Here is a 16,254-nt window from a genome sequence, read left to right as displayed (position 1 = left end):
CGCCGACCGGGCCACGGCCCTGGACGACCGGCCGCCGGTTCACCGGCGGCCGGTCACCGTGCTCTCCACCGCGAAGAGTTCGCCCTCGACATGGTCCAGGGCGAGCCGCAGCGCGCCGGTGGCCACCGCCGCTTCGCCCAGCACCGACAGGGCGACCTGCGGCGGACGCAGACAGTAGCGCGCCAACTCGCCGCGCAGCGGCTCCAGTACGTCGGCCAGACCGGCCGCCCAGCCGCCGATCACCACCAGCTCCGGGTCCAGCGCCAGCGCCAGGGCCGCGACATCGTGCACCAGCCGCTGCTGGAAACGGTCCACCGCGTCCCGCGCCCGCGCATCGCCCTCGCGGGCCAGTGCGAACACCGTGGCGACCTGCGCCTCGTCCAGCGGGTGCAGCGGCTCCCCGGTCGTGGACAGCAGCTTCTCCGGCGTTGCCTCGCGCCCCAGCAGATGCAGTGCGCCGATCTCCCCCGCCGCCCCGCCGTACCCGCGGTGCAGCCGCCCGCCGATCAGCGAACCGGCCCCCGGGCTCAGGCCCGCCAGGACGAACACGATGTCGTCGGAGTGGGTCGCCGCGCCCTTCCAGTGCTCGGCCACCGCGGCGGCGTTCGCGTCGTTCTCCACCAGCACCGGGCAGCGGAAGGAGCGCCGCAGCCGCTCGCCGAGCGGGAGCCCCGTCCAGCCGGGCAGCGCGGTGCACAGCCGTACCGTGCCGTCCGCCTCCACGATGCCGGGGCTGCCCACGCCGACCGCCCGCAGCGAACCGCGTGCCACCCCCGCGCGGCGCAGCAGCTCGGCGACCACGGCGCGTACCCGCTCCAGCCGTTCGTCGGCCTGCGCGGTCTCGTCCACCGGGCGCTGTGCGGAACCCAGCACCCGCCCGCTCAGGTCGGACAGCAGGGCCGCGATCCGGTGCGGTCCGATCTCGATGCCCAGCAGATGCCCGGCCTCGGTACGGAACCGGAACCGGCGGGCCGGCCGCCCCTGGCGGCGCGTCTCGCCCCCCTCGGCCGCCGCCTCGACGACCAGCCCGGTCTCGATGAGCCCCTCCACCACGCCCTCGACCGTCGGCCGGGACAGGCCCGTCACCTGGACGAGATCGGTGAGGGTGGGGGAGTCCGCGGCGCGCAGCGCGTGCAGTACCACCGCGGAGTTGATCCGTCGCAGCAGGGACGGATCCCCGCCGGTGAGCCGCCCCAACGTCCGTCTCCCTCGCTTCGCGTGTCTGGCGGATCGTAGCCGGTCGGTGGGTGCGCGGCGAGCCCCGCGAGCCCCCGGGGCCTCGCCTCGGCCGGCCGCGGACGCGCCGCCGGTGCCGCCCGCCGCTGACGGGCGGCCAATTGTCAGACCCCGGCGGTTTACTGACGGTATGACGTCCGCACCGCACAGCACCACGGCCCGGCAGCTGGCCCTCATCGACCAACTGCGGGACCGCCCCTTCCCGGCGCACCACGACCTCGCAGCGACGGCCGGCGGTGTGCCGGGCGAGCCCGTCCGGAGCGTGCCGGGCGGCCATGTGGCGCAGCTGTGGGAGGGCCCGCCCCTCTGGGACGCCGACCCGGCCGACGCCGAGGAGATACGCGAGGAGTGCGCGGCCGGCCTGGCGGCGCTGACGGCCGTGCTGTCGTTACGGTGGGGCCCGCCCACCGTCGTGGAGCTGGCCGGCCGGCTGGAGCGGCTGGCGTGGGGGCTGCCGGTCCGTCCGCCGCTGGACCTCCTCTGCGGACAGGTGGCACGGGTGCACACCTGGCAGGCCGGGGGCCGCTGGGTGGCGATAGGCGCGGGACAGGGCGGCCCGGAGCTGCCGTACCGGCTGCTGGCGGCGATAGGGGAGGGGACCGTGGAGGAGGTGCCGTAGGTATACGCGAGCGCGCGGTGCCGCCGGTGGGGGCGCCACTCCGGCGCCCCGCCCTACGCGTCCTCCCAGGCCGCCGCGCGCAGCCTGCCGTACTCCTCCGCCATGGTGGCCAGGGTCCAATGGGCGTTCAGACCACTCGGGTTGGGCAGCGCCCAGACGCGGGTGGTGCCCAGGGTGCGCCGCTGCGGCCCGATCACGGCGTGCTTGTCGTCGAACGCGACGCGATAGGCCGTCACCCCCGCCACCGCCAGCCACCGCGGCCGCAGCCGGGCCACCTTCTCGGCCAGCAGCCGCCCGCCCTCGCGGTACTCCTCCGCCGTCAGCTCGGACGCCTTGGCGCTCGCCCGCGCCACGACATTGGTGATGCCCAGACCATGGGCGAGCAGCTCTTCCTGCTCGGCGGGGCGCAGCAGCCGCGGGGTGAAGCCGGACGCGTGCAGGACGGGCCAGAAGCGGTTGCCGGGCCGGGCGAAATGATGGCCGGTGGCGGCCGTCATCAGCCCGGGGTTGATACCGCAGAAGAGGACCCGCAGCCCGCTCGCGGCCACGTCCGGGACGAGGTGGTCGCGAGCGGCCTGCAACTCTTCGGGGGTGAAGGCCACGTCAGAGGATGGAGCCCGGGGCGTACGCCGCGGCCTCGGGGTGCTGCCCCACGATCTCCTCGATCCGGGCGACGACGGCGGCCACCTGACCGGCGGCCGCGCCGGTGAAGGACAGCTTGTCCGCCATCAGCGCGTCCAGCTGCGCCTTGTCCAGCGGGATCCGCGGGTCCGCCGCCAGCTTGTCCAGCAGCTCGTTGCGCTCCGCGCCCTGCTCGCGCATGGCCAGCGCCGAGGCGACCGCGTGCTCCTTGATGGCCTCGTGCGCCTCCTCGCGTCCCACCCCGGCCCGTACGGCGCCCATCAGCACCTTCGTGGTGGCGAGGAACGGCAGATACCGGTCCAGTTCACGGGCGACGACGGCCGGGAAGGCGCCGAACTCGTCCAGCACGGTCAGGAAGGTCTCCAGCAGGCCGTCCAGGGCGAAGAACGAGTCCGGCAGGGCGACCCGGCGCACCACGGAGCAGGACACATCGCCCTCGTTCCACTGGTCGCCGGAGAGCTCGCCGGCCATCGAGGCGTAGCCGCGCAGGATCACCATCAGGCCGTTGACGCGCTCGCAGGAGCGGGTGTTCATTTTGTGCGGCATCGCCGAGGAACCGACCTGGCCGGGCTTGAAGCCCTCGGTCACCAGCTCGTGCCCGGCCATCAGCCGGATCGTCTTGGCGATCGACGACGGCGCGGCGGCCAGCTGCACCAGCGCGGAGACCACGTCGTAGTCCAGCGAACGCGGGTAGACCTGCCCGACCGAGGTGAACGCCTGGCCGAAGCCGAGGTGCGCGGCGATCCGCTGCTCCAGCTCGGCGAGTTTGGCGGTCCCTTCGGCGCCGCCGCCCATCAGGTCGAGCATGTCCTGGGAGGTGCCGACCGGGCCCTTGATACCGCGCAGCGGGTAGCGGGCCAGCAGGTCCGTCAGCCGCCCGTACGCCACCAGCAGTTCGTCCGCCGCGGTGGCGAAGCGCTTGCCCAGCGTCGTGGCCTGCGCGGCGACATTGTGCGAGCGGCCCGCCATGACCAGCTCCGCGTGCTCGGCGGCCAGCGCGCCCAGCCGCGCCAGCACCGCGACGGTACGGTCGCGCACCAGCTCCAGCGACAGTCGCACCTGGAGCTGCTCGACGTTCTCCGTCAGGTCGCGGGAGGTCATGCCCTTGTGGACCTGCTCATGCCCGGCGAGCGCGTTGAACTCCTCGATCCGGGCCTTCACGTCGTGCCGGGTGACCTTCTCGCGCTCGGCGATCGAGGCCAGGTCGACGGTGTCCAGAACCCGCTCGTAATCGGCGAGCGCCTGCTCGGGAACCTCCACCCCCAGGTCCTTCTGGGCACGCAGCACGGCGAGCCACAGCTTCCGCTCCAGCTTGACCTTGTACTCGGGGGACCACAGCACGGCCAGCTCCGCGGAGGCGTAGCGGCCGGCCAGGACATTGGGGATGCGAGGCTTCGCAGACACAGCAGTCACGTGGCCAGAGTCTACTGTCCGTTTACGCAGGCCAGCGCCCCGGTCCCGGTTGTGCGATCCGCCAAGGCGCGGCCGGACGGCGGAGGCGGCCTCAGCCCTTGTAGGGCAGCAGCTCGGGCCGTTTGGCGGGCCGGCCATCGCCGGACGACCGCCCGGTGAGCCGCCGGCCCACCCACGGCACCAGGTGTTCACGCGCGAACCGCAGATCCGCCGCCCGCCGGGTACCCCAGCCCGGTGGCGCCGCGGCGGGCAGCGGTGCGTCCCAGTCCGACTCCGCGTCCAGGCCCAGCGCCTGCCAGACGGCCTCCGCCACCCGGCGGTGCCCCTCGGCGTTGAGATGCAGCCGGTCGTCCGCCCACAGCCGCGGATCGCCGAGCGTCCGCGATCCGTACAGATCGACGACCACCGCGCCGTGCCGCTCCGCCGCCTCGTCGATCCGCGTGAACAGCTGCTCCATCCGGGGCCGGAAGCGCTCCAGGACCGGTCCGCGCCGGCCCGGACTGCGCATCAGCACCAGCTGTCCGCCGCCGTCGGCCAGCCGCGCCGCGGCCCGGTCCAGCAGCGCGCACACCCGGTCCACCTCGCACGAGGGCCGCAGTACGTCGTTGAGCCCGCCGACCAGGGTCACCAGGTCCGCGCCCATCGCGGCCGCGGGGCCGCACTGCTCGTCGACGATCTGCCCGATGAGCTTGCCGCGCACCGCGAGATTGGCGTAGCGGAAGCCGGGTGACCGGGCGGCCAGCCGCGCGGCGAGCAGATCGGCCCAGCCCCGGTAGGAGCCGTCCGGCAGACCGTCCGACATGCCTTCGGTGAAGCTGTCGCCGACCGCGACGAAACTGGTGTAGTGGGCATTCATCTCCATGGCGCGGCGATCCTATCCCGCGGTGTACGGTCGGATGCCGGTCGGGGGCACCGGGCCGACAGCCGGAAATGCGCGGTGCGGAACACGCGGCGCGGACGCAGGGACGATGCGGGGAAGAGGGAGCGGTGTGCGAGGACGGGCAGAGGTGGACGTGCGATGACTCCGCGCCGGAGCGCTGACCCCGACGCGCTGACGTTCACCGAGCGGGCCCGCCGCGAGCAGCTCATCGAGTGCACCATCGACCTGATCTCCACCCGCGGGTACCCGGCGGCCTCGCTCTCCGCCATCGCCGAGCGGGCCGGACTCTCCAAGGCCGCCGTCCTCTACCACTTCACCTCGAAGGACAACCTCACCCGGGCGGCGCTCGACCGGGTACTGGAGCAGTTCGGCGCGTACGTCACCGAGCGCGTGGCGCGGGCCGCGGACCCGAAGGACGCGATCATCGCCTACGTACGCGCGATGATCGGCTACCAGCAGGCCAACCGCCGCCAGGTCCGCGTGATCACCGAGATGCTCCTCGACGACCACGGCGGCACCCGGCTGAAAACCCCCGGTGCGCACGACACCCACGAGCGGTGGCAGACCCTCGCCGCTCTCCTGGCGGACGGCCAGCGGGCGGGCGTACTGCGGGAGTTCGACCCGCAGACCCTCGCGCTCGCGATCGGCGGGGCGATCGACGGGGTGATCGGACACTGGCTGGCCCACCCCGGCCTCGATCTGGACGCGGCCGCCGCGGAGCTGGAGACGTTCACCCTGTACGCCATCGAACGCCGCGGCTGACGGCGCCGCGCGCCGCGGTCGCACCGGCGGCGGCGCGCCCGTCGGCGCTCAGGCCGGGCGCCGGGCGAAGACGGGGGTGCGTTCCGGGCGGATACCGACCCCGCCGAGGTAACCGGTGACGGTCCGCAGTGGCGGCACCCGCCGCAGCAGCCGGATCGGCACCGGCAGCCGGTCGCCGTCGAGCGTGCCGTCCAGTGCGGAGCGGATCAGCGCGTGCTCGGACCGCTGGGACTGCTGGACGACGGTCACCGGCAGCTGCCGCCGCTTCTGCACGCGTGCCAAGTCCGCGGTGCCGGCCGTGCCCCGGCGCAGCGGCGCCGCCAGGATCCGGGCCGCCGCGACCGCGTCCTGCAGCGCCAGATTGACGCCGACGCCGCCGACCGGCGACATGGTGTGCGCCGCGTCCCCGATGCACAGCAGGCCGTCCCGGTACCAGCGCCGCAGCCGTCCGAAGGTCACCTCCAGCAGCTTCACCTCGTCCCAGGACCGGATCGCGCCGGTCACCCCGGCGTCCCAGCCGAACAGGGCGCCCAGCCGGTCCCGGAGCCACTGGATGTCCCGGGCCCGCAGCTCCGCGTCCCGGCCCTTCCCGATCAGATACGAGGTCTGGTAGTACGTGCCCCGGTCCATCGTGACCGCCGCCTGGCCGCCGCCGAACCGTGCGAAGACCCGCCCCTCCTTGAGCCCGTCGGACGGCGCGTCCACCCGTATCTGCCAGACGTCCATGGGCACCTCGAACAGGTCCTGGCGGAGCCCGGCGGCGTGCCGGACCGCCGAGTCGCGGCCGTCGCAGGCGACGGTCAGATCCGCGGCGATCTCACCGGCCACCCCGTCCTCGTCCACGAAACGGACCCCGGTCACGCGGCCGCCCTCGGTGCGCAGCCCGGTGACCTCCGTGCGCATCCGCAGGGTGAAGGACGGCTCCTCGGCGGCGGCGCTCGCGATCAGGTTGAGGAAGTCCCACTGCGGGACCATCGCGAAGTACTTGTGCCGCCCGGGGATGCGGCGCATATCGGCCATGACGACCGTGGTGCCGTCGAGCTGTGCCCGCATCTCCTCAAGCCGGGGGAACGGCAGCCGCGCGAACGCCTCGCCCAGCCCGAGGTCGTCCAGCAGCCGCAGCGTCGACGGGTGGACGGTGTCGCCGCGGAAATCGCGCAGGAAGTCCCGGTGCTTCTCCAGGACCGTCACCTCGACACCGGCCCTGGCGAGCAGCAGGCCGAGCATCATGCCTGCCGGTCCGCCGCCCACAATGCAGCACGTCGTGCGGTTCATGCCGTTGCTCCCTTGTCGCGTACGGATGGGTGGACCGGCAGCGCGATACGAGCGACTAACCGATCGGTCAGTAATCTAACCGATTGGTTGGACGGTGGGGCGTGGTGGGGTGCGACAGGTGGTCGGAGCGAGAGAGGGGGTGTTGCGTTCATGACAATGTCGCCTCTCAAAAGGAGGTGGCGACGCTGCCATGGGCGCGCGTCGCCACCTCTTCGTCGGCTACCGGCCTCCGGCCGTCAGACGGCGGGCTGCTGGAGCACCAGCTCCCGCAGCACGTCCTCCATCGTGACCAGCCCGGCCAGCTTCCCGTCGTCACCGGTCACCGCGGCCAGATGGGTACGGGAGCCGCGCATCGCCGTCAGGACGTCGTCCAGCAGCGTCGCGGCCCGGACCCGGGCGATCGGGCGCAGCGCGGCGACCGGGAACGGCTCCTCGCGCGGGATGTTGTCCAGCGCGTCCTTGACGTGCAGATAGCCGAGGATGCGACGGGTGTCGTCGACGACCGGGAAGCGCGAGAAACCGGAATCGGCGGCCAGCCGCTCCAGGCCCTCCGGGGTGATCCCGAGCCGCGCCGACACCACCCTCTCGACGGGCAGAACGACGTCCCGGACCGGGCGGCGGCCCAGCTCCAGGGCGTCCCGCAGCCGTTCCTTGGCGCGGTCGTCCAGCAGCCCGGCGTTCCGCGAGTCCTCGACCATCTTGGCGAGCTGGTCGTCCGAGAACGTCGCGGCCACCTCGTCCTTGGTCTCCACCCGCAGCAACTTGAGCAGGCTGTTGGCGAGCTTGTTCACCGCGAAGATCACCGGGCGGAGCGCCCGGGTCAGCGCGATCAGCGGCGGGCCCAGCAACAGCGCGCTGCGCACCGGGTCGGCCAGTGCGACGTTCTTCGGCACCATCTCGCCGAAGAGCATGTGCAGATACGTCGCCACGGCCAGCGCGATCACGAACGAGAGCGGGTGCACCAGCACGTCCGGCATGCCGACGGCGTTGAACACCGGCTCCAGCAGATGGGCGATGGCCGGCTCCGCGACCGCGCCCAGCACCAGGGTGCACAGGGTGATGCCCAGCTGCGCGGCGGCCAGCAGGGCGGAGACGTGCTGCAGACCCCAGAGCACGCTGTCCGCGCGGCGGTCGCCGCTTTCGGCGTGCGGTTCGATCTGGCTGCGGCGCACCGAGATCAGCGCGAATTCGGCGCCCACGAAGAAGGCGTTGACGACCAGCGTCAGCAGGCCCACGAAGAGCTGGAGTGCGGTCATCGGCCGGCCTCCGCGTCCCGGGCGTCGGCGCTGCCGGGCAGCGGGGCGCGCAACAGCACGCGCGCCGCGCGGTGGCCGGACGCGTCGAGTACTTCCATCGACCAGCCGGCCACCTGGAGGCGGTCGCCGTCCACCGGGATCCGGCCGAGCTCGGTGGCGATCAGGCCGGCCAGCGTCTCGTACGGGCCCTCGGGCAGGCGGAGCCCGATGCCCTGGAGCTGGTCGGTGCGGGCGGCGCCGTCGGCGTGGAACAGGCCGCGGCCGTCTGTGTCGGTGCCGGCCGGTGCCAGGTCGGGGATCTCCAGCGGGTCGTGTTCGTCACGGACCTCGCCGACGACCTCCTCGACGATGTCCTCCAGCGTCGCGACGCCGGCGGTGCCGCCGTACTCGTCGATGACCACGGCCATCGTGCGCTTGCCGGACAGCCGGTCCAGCAGCCGGTTCACGGGCAGGGTCTCGGGGACGAGCAGCGGCTCGCGCAGCAGCTCTGAGACGGGATGGCGGGGGCGGCGCTCGGCCGGGATCGCCAGCACGTCCTTGATGTGCGCGACGCCGACGACGCTGTCGAGGCTGCCGCGGTAGACGGGGAAGCGGGACAGACCGGTCGCCCGGGTCGCGTGCGCGACGTCCTCGGCGGTGGACTGCACGTCCAGGGCCGTCACCTGCACCCGCGGCGTCATGACGTTCTCCGCGGTGAGGTCGGCGAGGTTGAGGGTACGGACGAACAGCTCGGCGGTGTCCGGCTCCAGCGCGCCCTCCCTGGCGGAGTGCCGGGCCAGTGCCACCAGCTCCTGCGGGCCGCGGGCGGACGCCAGTTCCTCGGCGGGCTCCATGCCCATCCGGCGGACCATGTGGTTAGCGGTGGTGTTCAGGTGACCGATCAGCGGCTTGAAGGCGGCGCTGAAACCGCGCTGCGCGGTGGCGACCTTCTTCGCGACGACCAGCGGACTGGAGATGGCCCAGTTCTTCGGGACCAGCTCGCCGATGACCATCAGGACGACCGTGGAGAGCGCCGTACCGAGGACCACGGCCACCGAATCCGCGGCGGAGCGCGGCAGACCCGTCGCGTCCAGCGGTCCGGCCAGCAGGGCGGCGATGGCCGGCTTGGACAGCATGCCGATGACCAGGCCGGTGACGGTGATGCCGAGCTGGGCACCGGAGAGCTGGAAGGTGAGGCCGCGGACGGCCTTCAGGGCGCTGTCCGCACCGCGCTCGCCGCGCTCGGCGGCGCGTTCCAGATCGCTGCGCTCCACGGTCGTCAGCGAGAACTCGGCCGCGACGAAGACACCACAGGCCAGGGTGAGCAGGAGCGCGAGGGCCAGCAGGAGCAGCTCGGTCATCGGGTCACCTCCGCCCTGTGATCGAACAGGACCGGGAGGTTCGCGCTATGTCGGGAGGATGCTCGACTACTGGGAGGTTCGCCCATGGTTGGACGCTCACACACCTTTCACTCGGGGAGGGGGAAACACCATGGTAAAGGACCCGCAAAGCAGCGGCCGGGTGCGGAGCGGCGGCCGACGGACGGTCCCGACGGCCTCGGCATCGAGGTGCCTGACCCGGCGGCTCCAGTGATGGCGCCCGGACCAGCGGCATTGTTGGGATCTTGCGCTATGGGGGACCGCGGCTGCTGGCGGAGCGTACGAGGCCGGGCTCCTGGTGCTGCTCGCCGCGGAGCTCGGTCTCCCGGGAACCGCTGACTTCGTCGCTTCCGGCGCGCTGTGGTTCCCGGAGAGGGGCAGCCTCTAGGCTGCCACCCGGCACCGGCCCCGACCCAGGAGCGCACATCATGTTCGAACCGGCCCGGCAGCACCCGTATCCCGACGCCCTCGGGCCGGACGAGACGCCCGCGCCGCACGCACTGCTCGCGCCGCTGACCGGGTTCCTGGGCACCTGGACCGGCCGGGGCCGTGGTGGGTATCCGACGCTCGCCGAGGAGTTCACATACGCGCAGGAGGTCACCTTCAGCCACGACGGGCGGCCCTTCCTCCGCTACGAGGCGCGTGCCTGGCTGCTCGACGCGGACGGTGCCCCGCTGCGGCCGTCGGCCCGGGAGAGCGGCTGGTGGCGGTTGCAGCCCGGTGGGCACGTGGAGGCACTGATCACCCAGCCCACGGGCATCGCGGAGATCCTGGTCGGTCACGCCGATGGCGCCACGGCCGACCTCACCACCCATGAGGTGGCGCGCACACCCACCGCCAAGGAGGTGAACGCGACCCGCCGCCGCTACACCCTGACCGACGAGGACACGCTCACCTTCGTCCACGACCTCGGGGCGGTCGGCCAGCCGCTCCAGCACCACCTCTCGGCAGAGCTCCGGCGCGGGGGCGGGCGTTAGGGCCTGTCGTCACGTTCCCGCCGTCGGCCGTAGGGCGGCTCCGGGGCGGCGACTCGGGCGGGCCGCCGCGCGAGTCCGTCGGCCGCAGATCAGCAGCGCCGATCGTGATCGCCCGCCCCCATGCAACCACCTGCGCGCGACAGCGGTGGCCGGGATCCGGCGCGGCCCCATCCGGGCCCCGGCTTGGGCGGCCTCACGCCTCCGGACCGTCCACCGCGTCGAGTTCGCCCCAGATCTCGCCCGTCAGCTCCGCCGCGGCGTCCGGTGCACCCGCCGCGCAGGCGTCGATCAGCGCGTCGTGCCGCGCGGCCGAGGCGCGTGCCGCGGTGCTGGAGAACCGGCGGCGCTCCAGTCGGCGCAGCAGCGGGGTGTAGCGCCGGACCGTCTCGGCCAGCGCCGCGTTCCCGCACACCTCGATGGGCACGGCGTGCAGCGCGTCGTCGGCGGCGATGGCGGCCGTCGGGTCCGCGGCGTCCAGCGCGCGGACGAACGCGGCGTTGGCCGCCCGCATCCGCGCCAGGTGCGCCTCGGTCATCCGCGGGACGGCCGTCCGGACGGCCAGCGCGTGCATCGCCCGGACGACGGCCAGCGCGTCGTGGATCTCCTGTGCCACCACGGGGGCGACCCGGGTGAAGCTCTGCGGTTTCGACACCACCAGCCGCTCCCCGGCGAGGCGGGCGAGCGCCTGCCGGACGGGAGCGCGGGAGAGCCCGAGGCGCTCGGCGAGTTCCGCGTCGTTGAGTTTCTGCCCGGGAGGCAGTTCGCCGGAGACGATCGCCTCCAGCAGCGCGTCGTACGCCTCGTCGCGCAGCAGCCTTCTCGGCACCGGTTCCAGTGCGGTCACGCCCCGATCCTAAGCGCCCACCCCGCCCGTCGGGACCGTTCGGGTGGTCACTAACATTTCAGATGTCAATTGCCCCGGAGCTGTGCTGCGCCAGCCGCGGACACCGGTCCAGGGGCAGGTCAGCGGTGAGAGGGCGGGGGAGACGCGGTGCCGATACGAATACCGGCAAGGGAACGGACCGCACCACGGGTGGACCCGGGGAGCGCCGGGGCGGGGACACCGGCGCGTGGGGGCGTGGCCGGCCCCATGGCGCTGGGCATCGCCGCCGCCGCCTGCTTCGCCACCACCTTCGTGCTCAACCGCTGGATGAGCGTCGCGGGCGGCTCCTGGATGTGGAGCGCGAGCCTGCGCTATCTCTTCATGGTCGTCCCGATGGTCGCGCTGGTCGCCCTCCGCGGCGGGCTGCCCGGCGTACTGCGCAGCCTGCGCGCCCGCCCCACGGTCTGGCTGGTCTGGTCGACCGTCGGCTTCGGGCTCTTCTACGCCCCGCTGACCTGGGCCGGCGAGGCGGGCGCGGGCTGGCTGGTCGCCTCCACCTGGCAGCTGGTGATCGTCGCGGGCATCGTCATCGGCGCCCTCGGCGGCGGCCGGATCCCGCCGCGCACCCTGGGCGTCTCCGCACTGATCGTCGTCGGCGTCGCCCTGGCCCAGCTCCAGCACGCCCGCGGTACCGGGCTTGGCACGGTCCTCCAGGTGGTGCTGCCGGTCGCGGTCGCCGCCGTCGCCTACCCCCTCGGCAACCGCAGGCTGCTGGGGCTCGACGGCCTGGACGGCGTCCAGCGCACCCTGGCGATGACGCTCGGCTCGCTCCCGCTGTGGCTGGCGCTGGCCGGTACCGCGGCCGTGACCCAGGGCCCGCCCACGGGCGGCCAGTTGGTGCAGTGCCTGGCGGTCGCCCTGATGTCCGGCGTGGTGGCCACCACCCTCTTCTTCCGCGCCACCGACCGGGTGCGCCACCACCCCGCCGCGCTGGGCGCCGTGGAGGCGACCCAGGCGGCTGAGGTGCCCTTCACCCTGCTCGGCGAGGCGCTGGTGGTGGGCGTCGCGGCGCCCACGGCGGCGGGCTGGGCCGGACTGGCGCTCATCGTCCTCGGACTGTGCGCGCACGCGCTGGGCCGGACACCGGGTGGCACTGCCGCCCGCCGGGATGATGTCGCCCCGGCCTGCGCCCCGGCCCCCGAGGTCAGCGGCCGCCCACGGCGGTGAGTCGGGCCCAGTGGTGGGCCGGGCCCGGTGGTGCGGCTCCGTGGCGACCGACACCGCCGTGAGTGTTGGCGCCGGCCTCCAGGCCCAGCTCGCCGACGCTCAGCCGACGGCCGGCGCAGGCCGCGCGGGCGGTCAGGCGCTCGGCCGCATCCACGCCATCGTGAAGCACGTCGGCACGCCCGAGGGCGTCGCTTCCTTGCGGTACGTCCGCGGCGACCGGCCGACGATGGCGCGGAAGGTGCGGCTGAACGTTCCCGGACTGCCGAAGCCGACCTCGAAGCAGATGTCCGTCACGCTGCGGTCGGTCTCCCGCAGCAGGAACATCGCACGCTCGACACGGCGGCGCTGGAGGTAGCGGTGCGGTGTCTCGCCGAACGTGGCCCGGAAGGTGCGGGCGAAGTGCGCCGGTGAGACATGGGCAATCCGAGCCAGGGCCGGCACGTCCAGCGGCTGTGCGTAGGCGCGGTCCATCGCATCCCGCGCCCGAAGCATGCGGCGGTTGGTCTCTTCCACGGCGCGGTTCACGACGCCATCACACCATGGCTCTCCGTCCGCCCCTGACAGAGCGGTGACCTGGTACGGGACCGCCGGCCGGACGCCGGTGGCAGCGGGCACGATCGAGGTGGCCGCCGGGACGGACCGGGAGGCGGTGGCCGCCGGACGGGCAATCGGGGGAAGGGGGTGCGGGCCGGGCCGGACGTCGGAGCCTGGCTGCTTGCTGGTGCTAGCGGATGCGCGCTAGCTTGGAGGAGTGGCGAAAACACAGCTGAACGTCCGTGTGGACGAAGCCACCGCCGAGGCGGCGCGGGCGCGCGCTCTACAGCGGGGAGTGAGTGTGAACCGCTATATCGAAGAGCTCGTCCTCAAGGACGCGGGAGAGGTCGGCCAGACCTTCGTCGAGGCCGCCTCCGACTTCATGAAGCAGTACGAGCGGGTCTTCGCGGAGGAATTCGGCCTCGACCCGGGCGGAGACCGGGGCCGCGAACGGACCACCGGCCGGGAACGGTCCACCGGCCGGGAAGGACACCCGGGCGCGAGGTGACGGTCCGCATCGATCTCGCCTGGCTCCTCCTGATCGCCGAACAGCACACCCCCGGCGATCCCCAGGTCACCGACTGGGGCGCCCTGGTGGCCGCCGTCAGCCGCCACGAGGCGGAGATCCTCGGCGTCCCCGTCTACCCCGACCCCCAGGACCGGGCCGCCGCCCTCCTGCAACTCCTGCTCCAGGTGCCCGCGCTGGAGGGCTCCAACGCGATGTTCGCCACCGCCGTCGCCTACGGCTACCTCGTCGCCAGCGGCCTGAAGATAGCCACTTCCCCCGAGCGGGTCCGCGACCTCGCCCACCTCATCAGGGCGGGCGCGACGGATGTACACACCATCGCGAACGAACTGCGCACCTGGACCGTGTGACGCCACCCGCCACCCGGCATCTGCCTCACCCGGGAACACGTACCGAGCGGCGCCGACCCCGGCCGTCCGCTCAGCCGATCGGCCGCCGCGCCGTGCCCAGTACCGCGGGCGACATGGGCAACTGCGGGCCCCGCTCCGGCACGTTGAGCCGCCGCACGCCCACCACCTCGAACCCCGCCGCCCGGATCTCCCCGAGCGGATCGCGCCAGCAGTGACAGCCGCCCGTCAGCAGCGGCCACACCGTACGGTCCAGCGACCACTGCACCGCCGCCAGCCCACCGCCGGACGCCCGCCCGTGCTCGAAGAACCGCAGCTCACCGCCGGGGCGCAGGACCCGCAGCAACTCGCCGAGCGCCCGCCGCACATCGTGCACGGAGCACAGCACCAGCGACGCCACCGCCACGTCGAACGCCTCGCTCTTGACCGGCAGTCGCTCCGCCACACCCGGCACCAGATCGACCGGCACCTCGGCGCGCGCCGCCGCCGTCCGCGCCATCCGCCGCAGCGTGGGCTCCGGCTCGATCGCCACCACCTCCGACACCGTCCCCGGGTAGTGCGCGAAGTTCAGTCCGGTGCCCGCGCCCACCTCGATGACCCGGCCCATCACCCCCGTCAGCAGCTCACGTCGGAGCGCGGCCAGCCCCGCCCGTCCCTCCGCGGCCGCCGCGCAGCGCGCGTAGTAGCGGGCGAAGATCGGATGGTGCACGGTTTCCCGTGAAACTTTCCTGCGCTGCCACATGACGGCCCCTTCCGGCGACGACGGCCACTGCGCTCGCTGTCAGTCTCCCCGCCGACGGGCGACCGAGTCCCCGAACGTGGGTGTGAGACAGTCCGCCCCTGGGTGCGGTATCGCGTATTCCTCACCGGTCCGCCCCTGTTGGGGCGCGAAGCGTCGCCGCGTCCCAGGGCGTCCACGTTCCCGGAGATCACTCCGGAGCATCACCCCATGGGTACCGCATCACCCCGCAGGTATTCCCCGATCCGTTGGGATCGCGTGTGGTTAAAGTGGCGGCATGCTTTGACGCCTGCCCGAGATCCGGGCGCCTCCGGGACCTCCTTCGTTCGTCGCATCCCGACTCCGAACCCACGAAGGAGACTTTTCCCATGAACACGTCGACTCTCATCGACGTCCCCGACGAGTTCGCCGCGTCCTACGGCGCGCACGGTGCCGAGGCGCGGGCCTGGATCGCCGAACTTCCCCGTCTCGGCGGCGACTTCCTGGAGCGCTGGGGGCTGCGGCTCGACGGCCCGGCCGCATACGGCATGGCCTCGCTCGTCCTGCCCGTGCTCCAGGCCGACGGCGCACCCGCCGTCCTCAAGCTCCAGCAGCTCCGCGAGGAGACGGCCGGCGTCGCCACCGGTCTGCGGGCATGGCGCGGCGACGGCATGGTGCGCCTGCTCGACCATGATGTGGCGAGCGGCACGCAGTTGCTGGAACGGCTGGACGCGGCGCGGCCCCTGTCCTCGGTGGCCGACGACCAGGTGGCCGTGCAAGTCCTGGCCGAGCTGATGGCCCGGCTGACCACGGTGCCCGCTCCCCAGGGCCTGCGCCGCTTGTCCGACCTCGCCGCCGCCATGCTCGACCGGACCCCGCAGGCCGTGCCGGCCCTGCGCGACCCCGCGGAACGGCGACTGGTGCGCACCTGCGCCTCCGCCGTGGCCGAGCTGATCGGCGAACCCGGTGACCGTCTGCTGCACTGGGACCTGCACTACGACAACGTCCTCGCCGGGGAGCGGGAGCCGTGGCTGGCCATCGACCCCGAACCGCTGGCGGGCGACCCCGGATTCGAGCTGCTGCCGGCGCTGGACAACAGATGGGACGAGGTGCTGGCGACGGGTGACATCGCGCGGGCGGTGCTCCGCTGCTTCGACCTGCTGACCGAGGTCGTCGGCCTGGACCGGCGGCGGGCCGCCGGCTGGACTCTCGGCCGCGTGTTGCAGAACGCGCTGTGGGACATCGAAGACGGCAAGACCGCGCTGGGACCGGCCCAGATCGCCATCGCCACGGCCCTGCTGCACCGTTCGTCGTAGCTGCTCGCCACAGCCACCCCGGAAGGGCCGTACGCCGCAGTTGTCGGGAAGCGCGGGGTGACGGGCCGGGAGCCGTACCGTCCAGGGCTCCCACCCCACCCTGCCGTGCCCGCCCGCCGTGCCGGAGCATCGTGGCGCGGGCCGGGCGGGGCGCGGCCGGGGCACTTGCCGCACTCAGGCGATACCGCGACACGATGGCGTCCGGTACACGTGCGGGTGAGCCCGGCAACGCACTGCGCCCGGCAACGCACTGCGCCCGGCAACACACCGCGATCGAGGGCGAAGCCGTGGCACGGTGGCGAGGTGGACGACCCCAGGGATCGACAACTGCCGCACCGTCCCCGT

At 73.3% G+C, this 16,254-nt stretch carries 17 protein-coding genes; 7 read left to right on the top strand and 10 right to left on the bottom strand.

Going from position 1 to position 16,254, the window contains the following annotated elements; translation table 11 throughout:
* Nucleotides 1-39: 39 nt before the first annotated feature.
* Complete coding sequence (locus IH09_RS03675; protein ID WP_052853903.1) at nt 40-1,197, bottom strand: ROK family transcriptional regulator; 1,158 nt, start codon at nt 1,195-1,197, stop codon at nt 40-42.
* 169 nt (nt 1,198-1,366) lie between these two features.
* Here IH09_RS03675 and IH09_RS03670 point away from each other — a divergent pair, with 169 nt between their 5' ends.
* Nucleotides 1,367-1,855, top strand: a complete 489-nt coding sequence (locus IH09_RS03670; protein ID WP_052853901.1) for a hypothetical protein — start codon at nt 1,367-1,369, stop codon at nt 1,853-1,855.
* A gap of 53 nt (nt 1,856-1,908) precedes the next feature.
* On the opposite strand, the gene mug is transcribed toward IH09_RS03670, so the two are convergent.
* The 3 genes from mug to IH09_RS03655 all read right to left on the bottom strand — a co-directional run bounded on the left by mug (nt 1,909) and on the right by IH09_RS03655 (nt 4,772).
* The gene (gene mug, locus IH09_RS03665; protein ID WP_052853898.1) at nt 1,909-2,457 is read right to left on the bottom strand and encodes a G/U mismatch-specific DNA glycosylase; all 549 of its coding nucleotides are present in this window, start codon (nt 2,455-2,457) and stop codon (nt 1,909-1,911) included.
* 1 nt (nt 2,458) lies between these two features.
* Nucleotides 2,459-3,901 (bottom strand): adenylosuccinate lyase, encoded by a 1,443-nt coding sequence (gene purB, locus IH09_RS03660; protein WP_052853895.1) that lies wholly within the window; start codon nt 3,899-3,901, stop codon nt 2,459-2,461.
* 100 nt (nt 3,902-4,001) lie between these two features.
* Nucleotides 4,002-4,772 (bottom strand): SGNH/GDSL hydrolase family protein, encoded by a 771-nt coding sequence (locus IH09_RS03655; RefSeq protein ID WP_052853892.1) that lies wholly within the window; start codon nt 4,770-4,772, stop codon nt 4,002-4,004.
* Nucleotides 4,773-4,928: 156 nt separating this feature from the next.
* On the opposite strand from IH09_RS03655, the gene IH09_RS03650 reads away from it, so the two are divergent.
* Nucleotides 4,929-5,552, top strand: a complete 624-nt coding sequence (locus IH09_RS03650; RefSeq protein ID WP_052853889.1) for a TetR/AcrR family transcriptional regulator — start codon at nt 4,929-4,931, stop codon at nt 5,550-5,552.
* Nucleotides 5,553-5,600: 48 nt separating this feature from the next.
* Here IH09_RS03650 and IH09_RS03645 read toward each other — a convergent pair whose 3' ends face one another.
* The 3 genes from IH09_RS03645 to IH09_RS03635 form a co-directional block, all read right to left on the bottom strand.
* Complete coding sequence (locus tag IH09_RS03645) at nt 5,601-6,827, bottom strand: FAD-dependent oxidoreductase (RefSeq protein ID WP_110952048.1); 1,227 nt, start codon at nt 6,825-6,827, stop codon at nt 5,601-5,603.
* Nucleotides 6,828-7,063: 236 nt separating this feature from the next.
* Nucleotides 7,064-8,083 carry a hemolysin family protein gene (locus IH09_RS03640; RefSeq protein ID WP_052853884.1) on the bottom strand — a complete coding sequence of 340 codons (1,020 nt, stop codon included), beginning with the start codon at nt 8,081-8,083 and terminating at the stop codon, nt 7,064-7,066.
* On the bottom strand, nt 8,080-9,423 hold the full coding sequence (locus IH09_RS03635; protein ID WP_052853882.1) for a hemolysin family protein: 1,344 nt from the start codon (nt 9,421-9,423) through the stop codon (nt 8,080-8,082). Before IH09_RS03635 ends, IH09_RS03640 begins: the two co-directional genes overlap by 4 nt.
* A 446-nt stretch (nt 9,424-9,869) precedes the next feature.
* Between IH09_RS03635 and IH09_RS03630 the strand changes: the two genes are divergently transcribed.
* A complete protein-coding gene (locus tag IH09_RS03630; RefSeq protein ID WP_190233195.1) occupies nt 9,870-10,418 on the top strand; it encodes a nitrobindin family protein in 549 nt (182 codons plus the stop codon).
* A 193-nt stretch (nt 10,419-10,611) separates the two neighbouring features.
* Here the strand turns inward: IH09_RS03630 and IH09_RS03625 are convergent, their stop codons facing one another.
* Nucleotides 10,612-11,262 carry a GntR family transcriptional regulator gene (locus IH09_RS03625; protein ID WP_052853879.1) on the bottom strand — a complete coding sequence of 217 codons (651 nt, stop codon included), beginning with the start codon at nt 11,260-11,262 and terminating at the stop codon, nt 10,612-10,614.
* 234 nt (nt 11,263-11,496) lie between these two features.
* Between IH09_RS03625 and IH09_RS03620 the strand changes: the two genes are divergently transcribed.
* Entirely contained in the window at nt 11,497-12,468 is a 972-nt protein-coding gene (locus tag IH09_RS03620) for a multidrug resistance efflux transporter family protein (protein ID WP_205379961.1), read from the top strand.
* A 132-nt stretch (nt 12,469-12,600) separates the two neighbouring features.
* Here the strand turns inward: IH09_RS03620 and IH09_RS03615 are convergent, their stop codons facing one another.
* Complete coding sequence (locus tag IH09_RS03615) at nt 12,601-12,960, bottom strand: helix-turn-helix domain-containing protein (RefSeq protein ID WP_052854440.1); 360 nt, start codon at nt 12,958-12,960, stop codon at nt 12,601-12,603.
* A 259-nt stretch (nt 12,961-13,219) separates the two neighbouring features.
* On the opposite strand from IH09_RS03615, the gene IH09_RS03610 reads away from it, so the two are divergent.
* Together IH09_RS03610 and IH09_RS03605 are read left to right on the top strand one after the other, a co-directional pair.
* On the top strand, nt 13,220-13,510 hold the full coding sequence (locus IH09_RS03610; RefSeq protein ID WP_052853877.1) for a toxin-antitoxin system HicB family antitoxin: 291 nt from the start codon (nt 13,220-13,222) through the stop codon (nt 13,508-13,510).
* Nucleotides 13,507-13,878 carry a hypothetical protein gene (locus IH09_RS03605; RefSeq protein WP_052853874.1) on the top strand — a complete coding sequence of 124 codons (372 nt, stop codon included), beginning with the start codon at nt 13,507-13,509 and terminating at the stop codon, nt 13,876-13,878. The genes IH09_RS03610 and IH09_RS03605 overlap by 4 nt, the downstream gene beginning before the upstream one ends.
* Nucleotides 13,879-13,948: 70 nt before the next feature.
* Here IH09_RS03605 and IH09_RS03600 read toward each other — a convergent pair whose 3' ends face one another.
* Entirely contained in the window at nt 13,949-14,617 is a 669-nt protein-coding gene (locus tag IH09_RS03600) for a class I SAM-dependent methyltransferase (protein WP_052853872.1), read from the bottom strand.
* Nucleotides 14,618-14,982: 365 nt separating this feature from the next.
* Between IH09_RS03600 and IH09_RS03595 the strand changes: the two genes are divergently transcribed.
* Nucleotides 14,983-15,909 carry an aminoglycoside phosphotransferase family protein gene (locus IH09_RS03595; protein ID WP_052853870.1) on the top strand — a complete coding sequence of 309 codons (927 nt, stop codon included), beginning with the start codon at nt 14,983-14,985 and terminating at the stop codon, nt 15,907-15,909.
* Nucleotides 15,910-16,254: the final 345 nt, after the last annotated feature.

This window comes from Streptomyces celluloflavus (assembly GCA_000720995.1).
Classification (GTDB): Bacteria; Actinomycetota; Actinomycetes; order Streptomycetales; family Streptomycetaceae; genus Streptomyces; species Streptomyces celluloflavus.
This window is presented reverse-complemented; position numbering and strand designations above follow the sequence as displayed.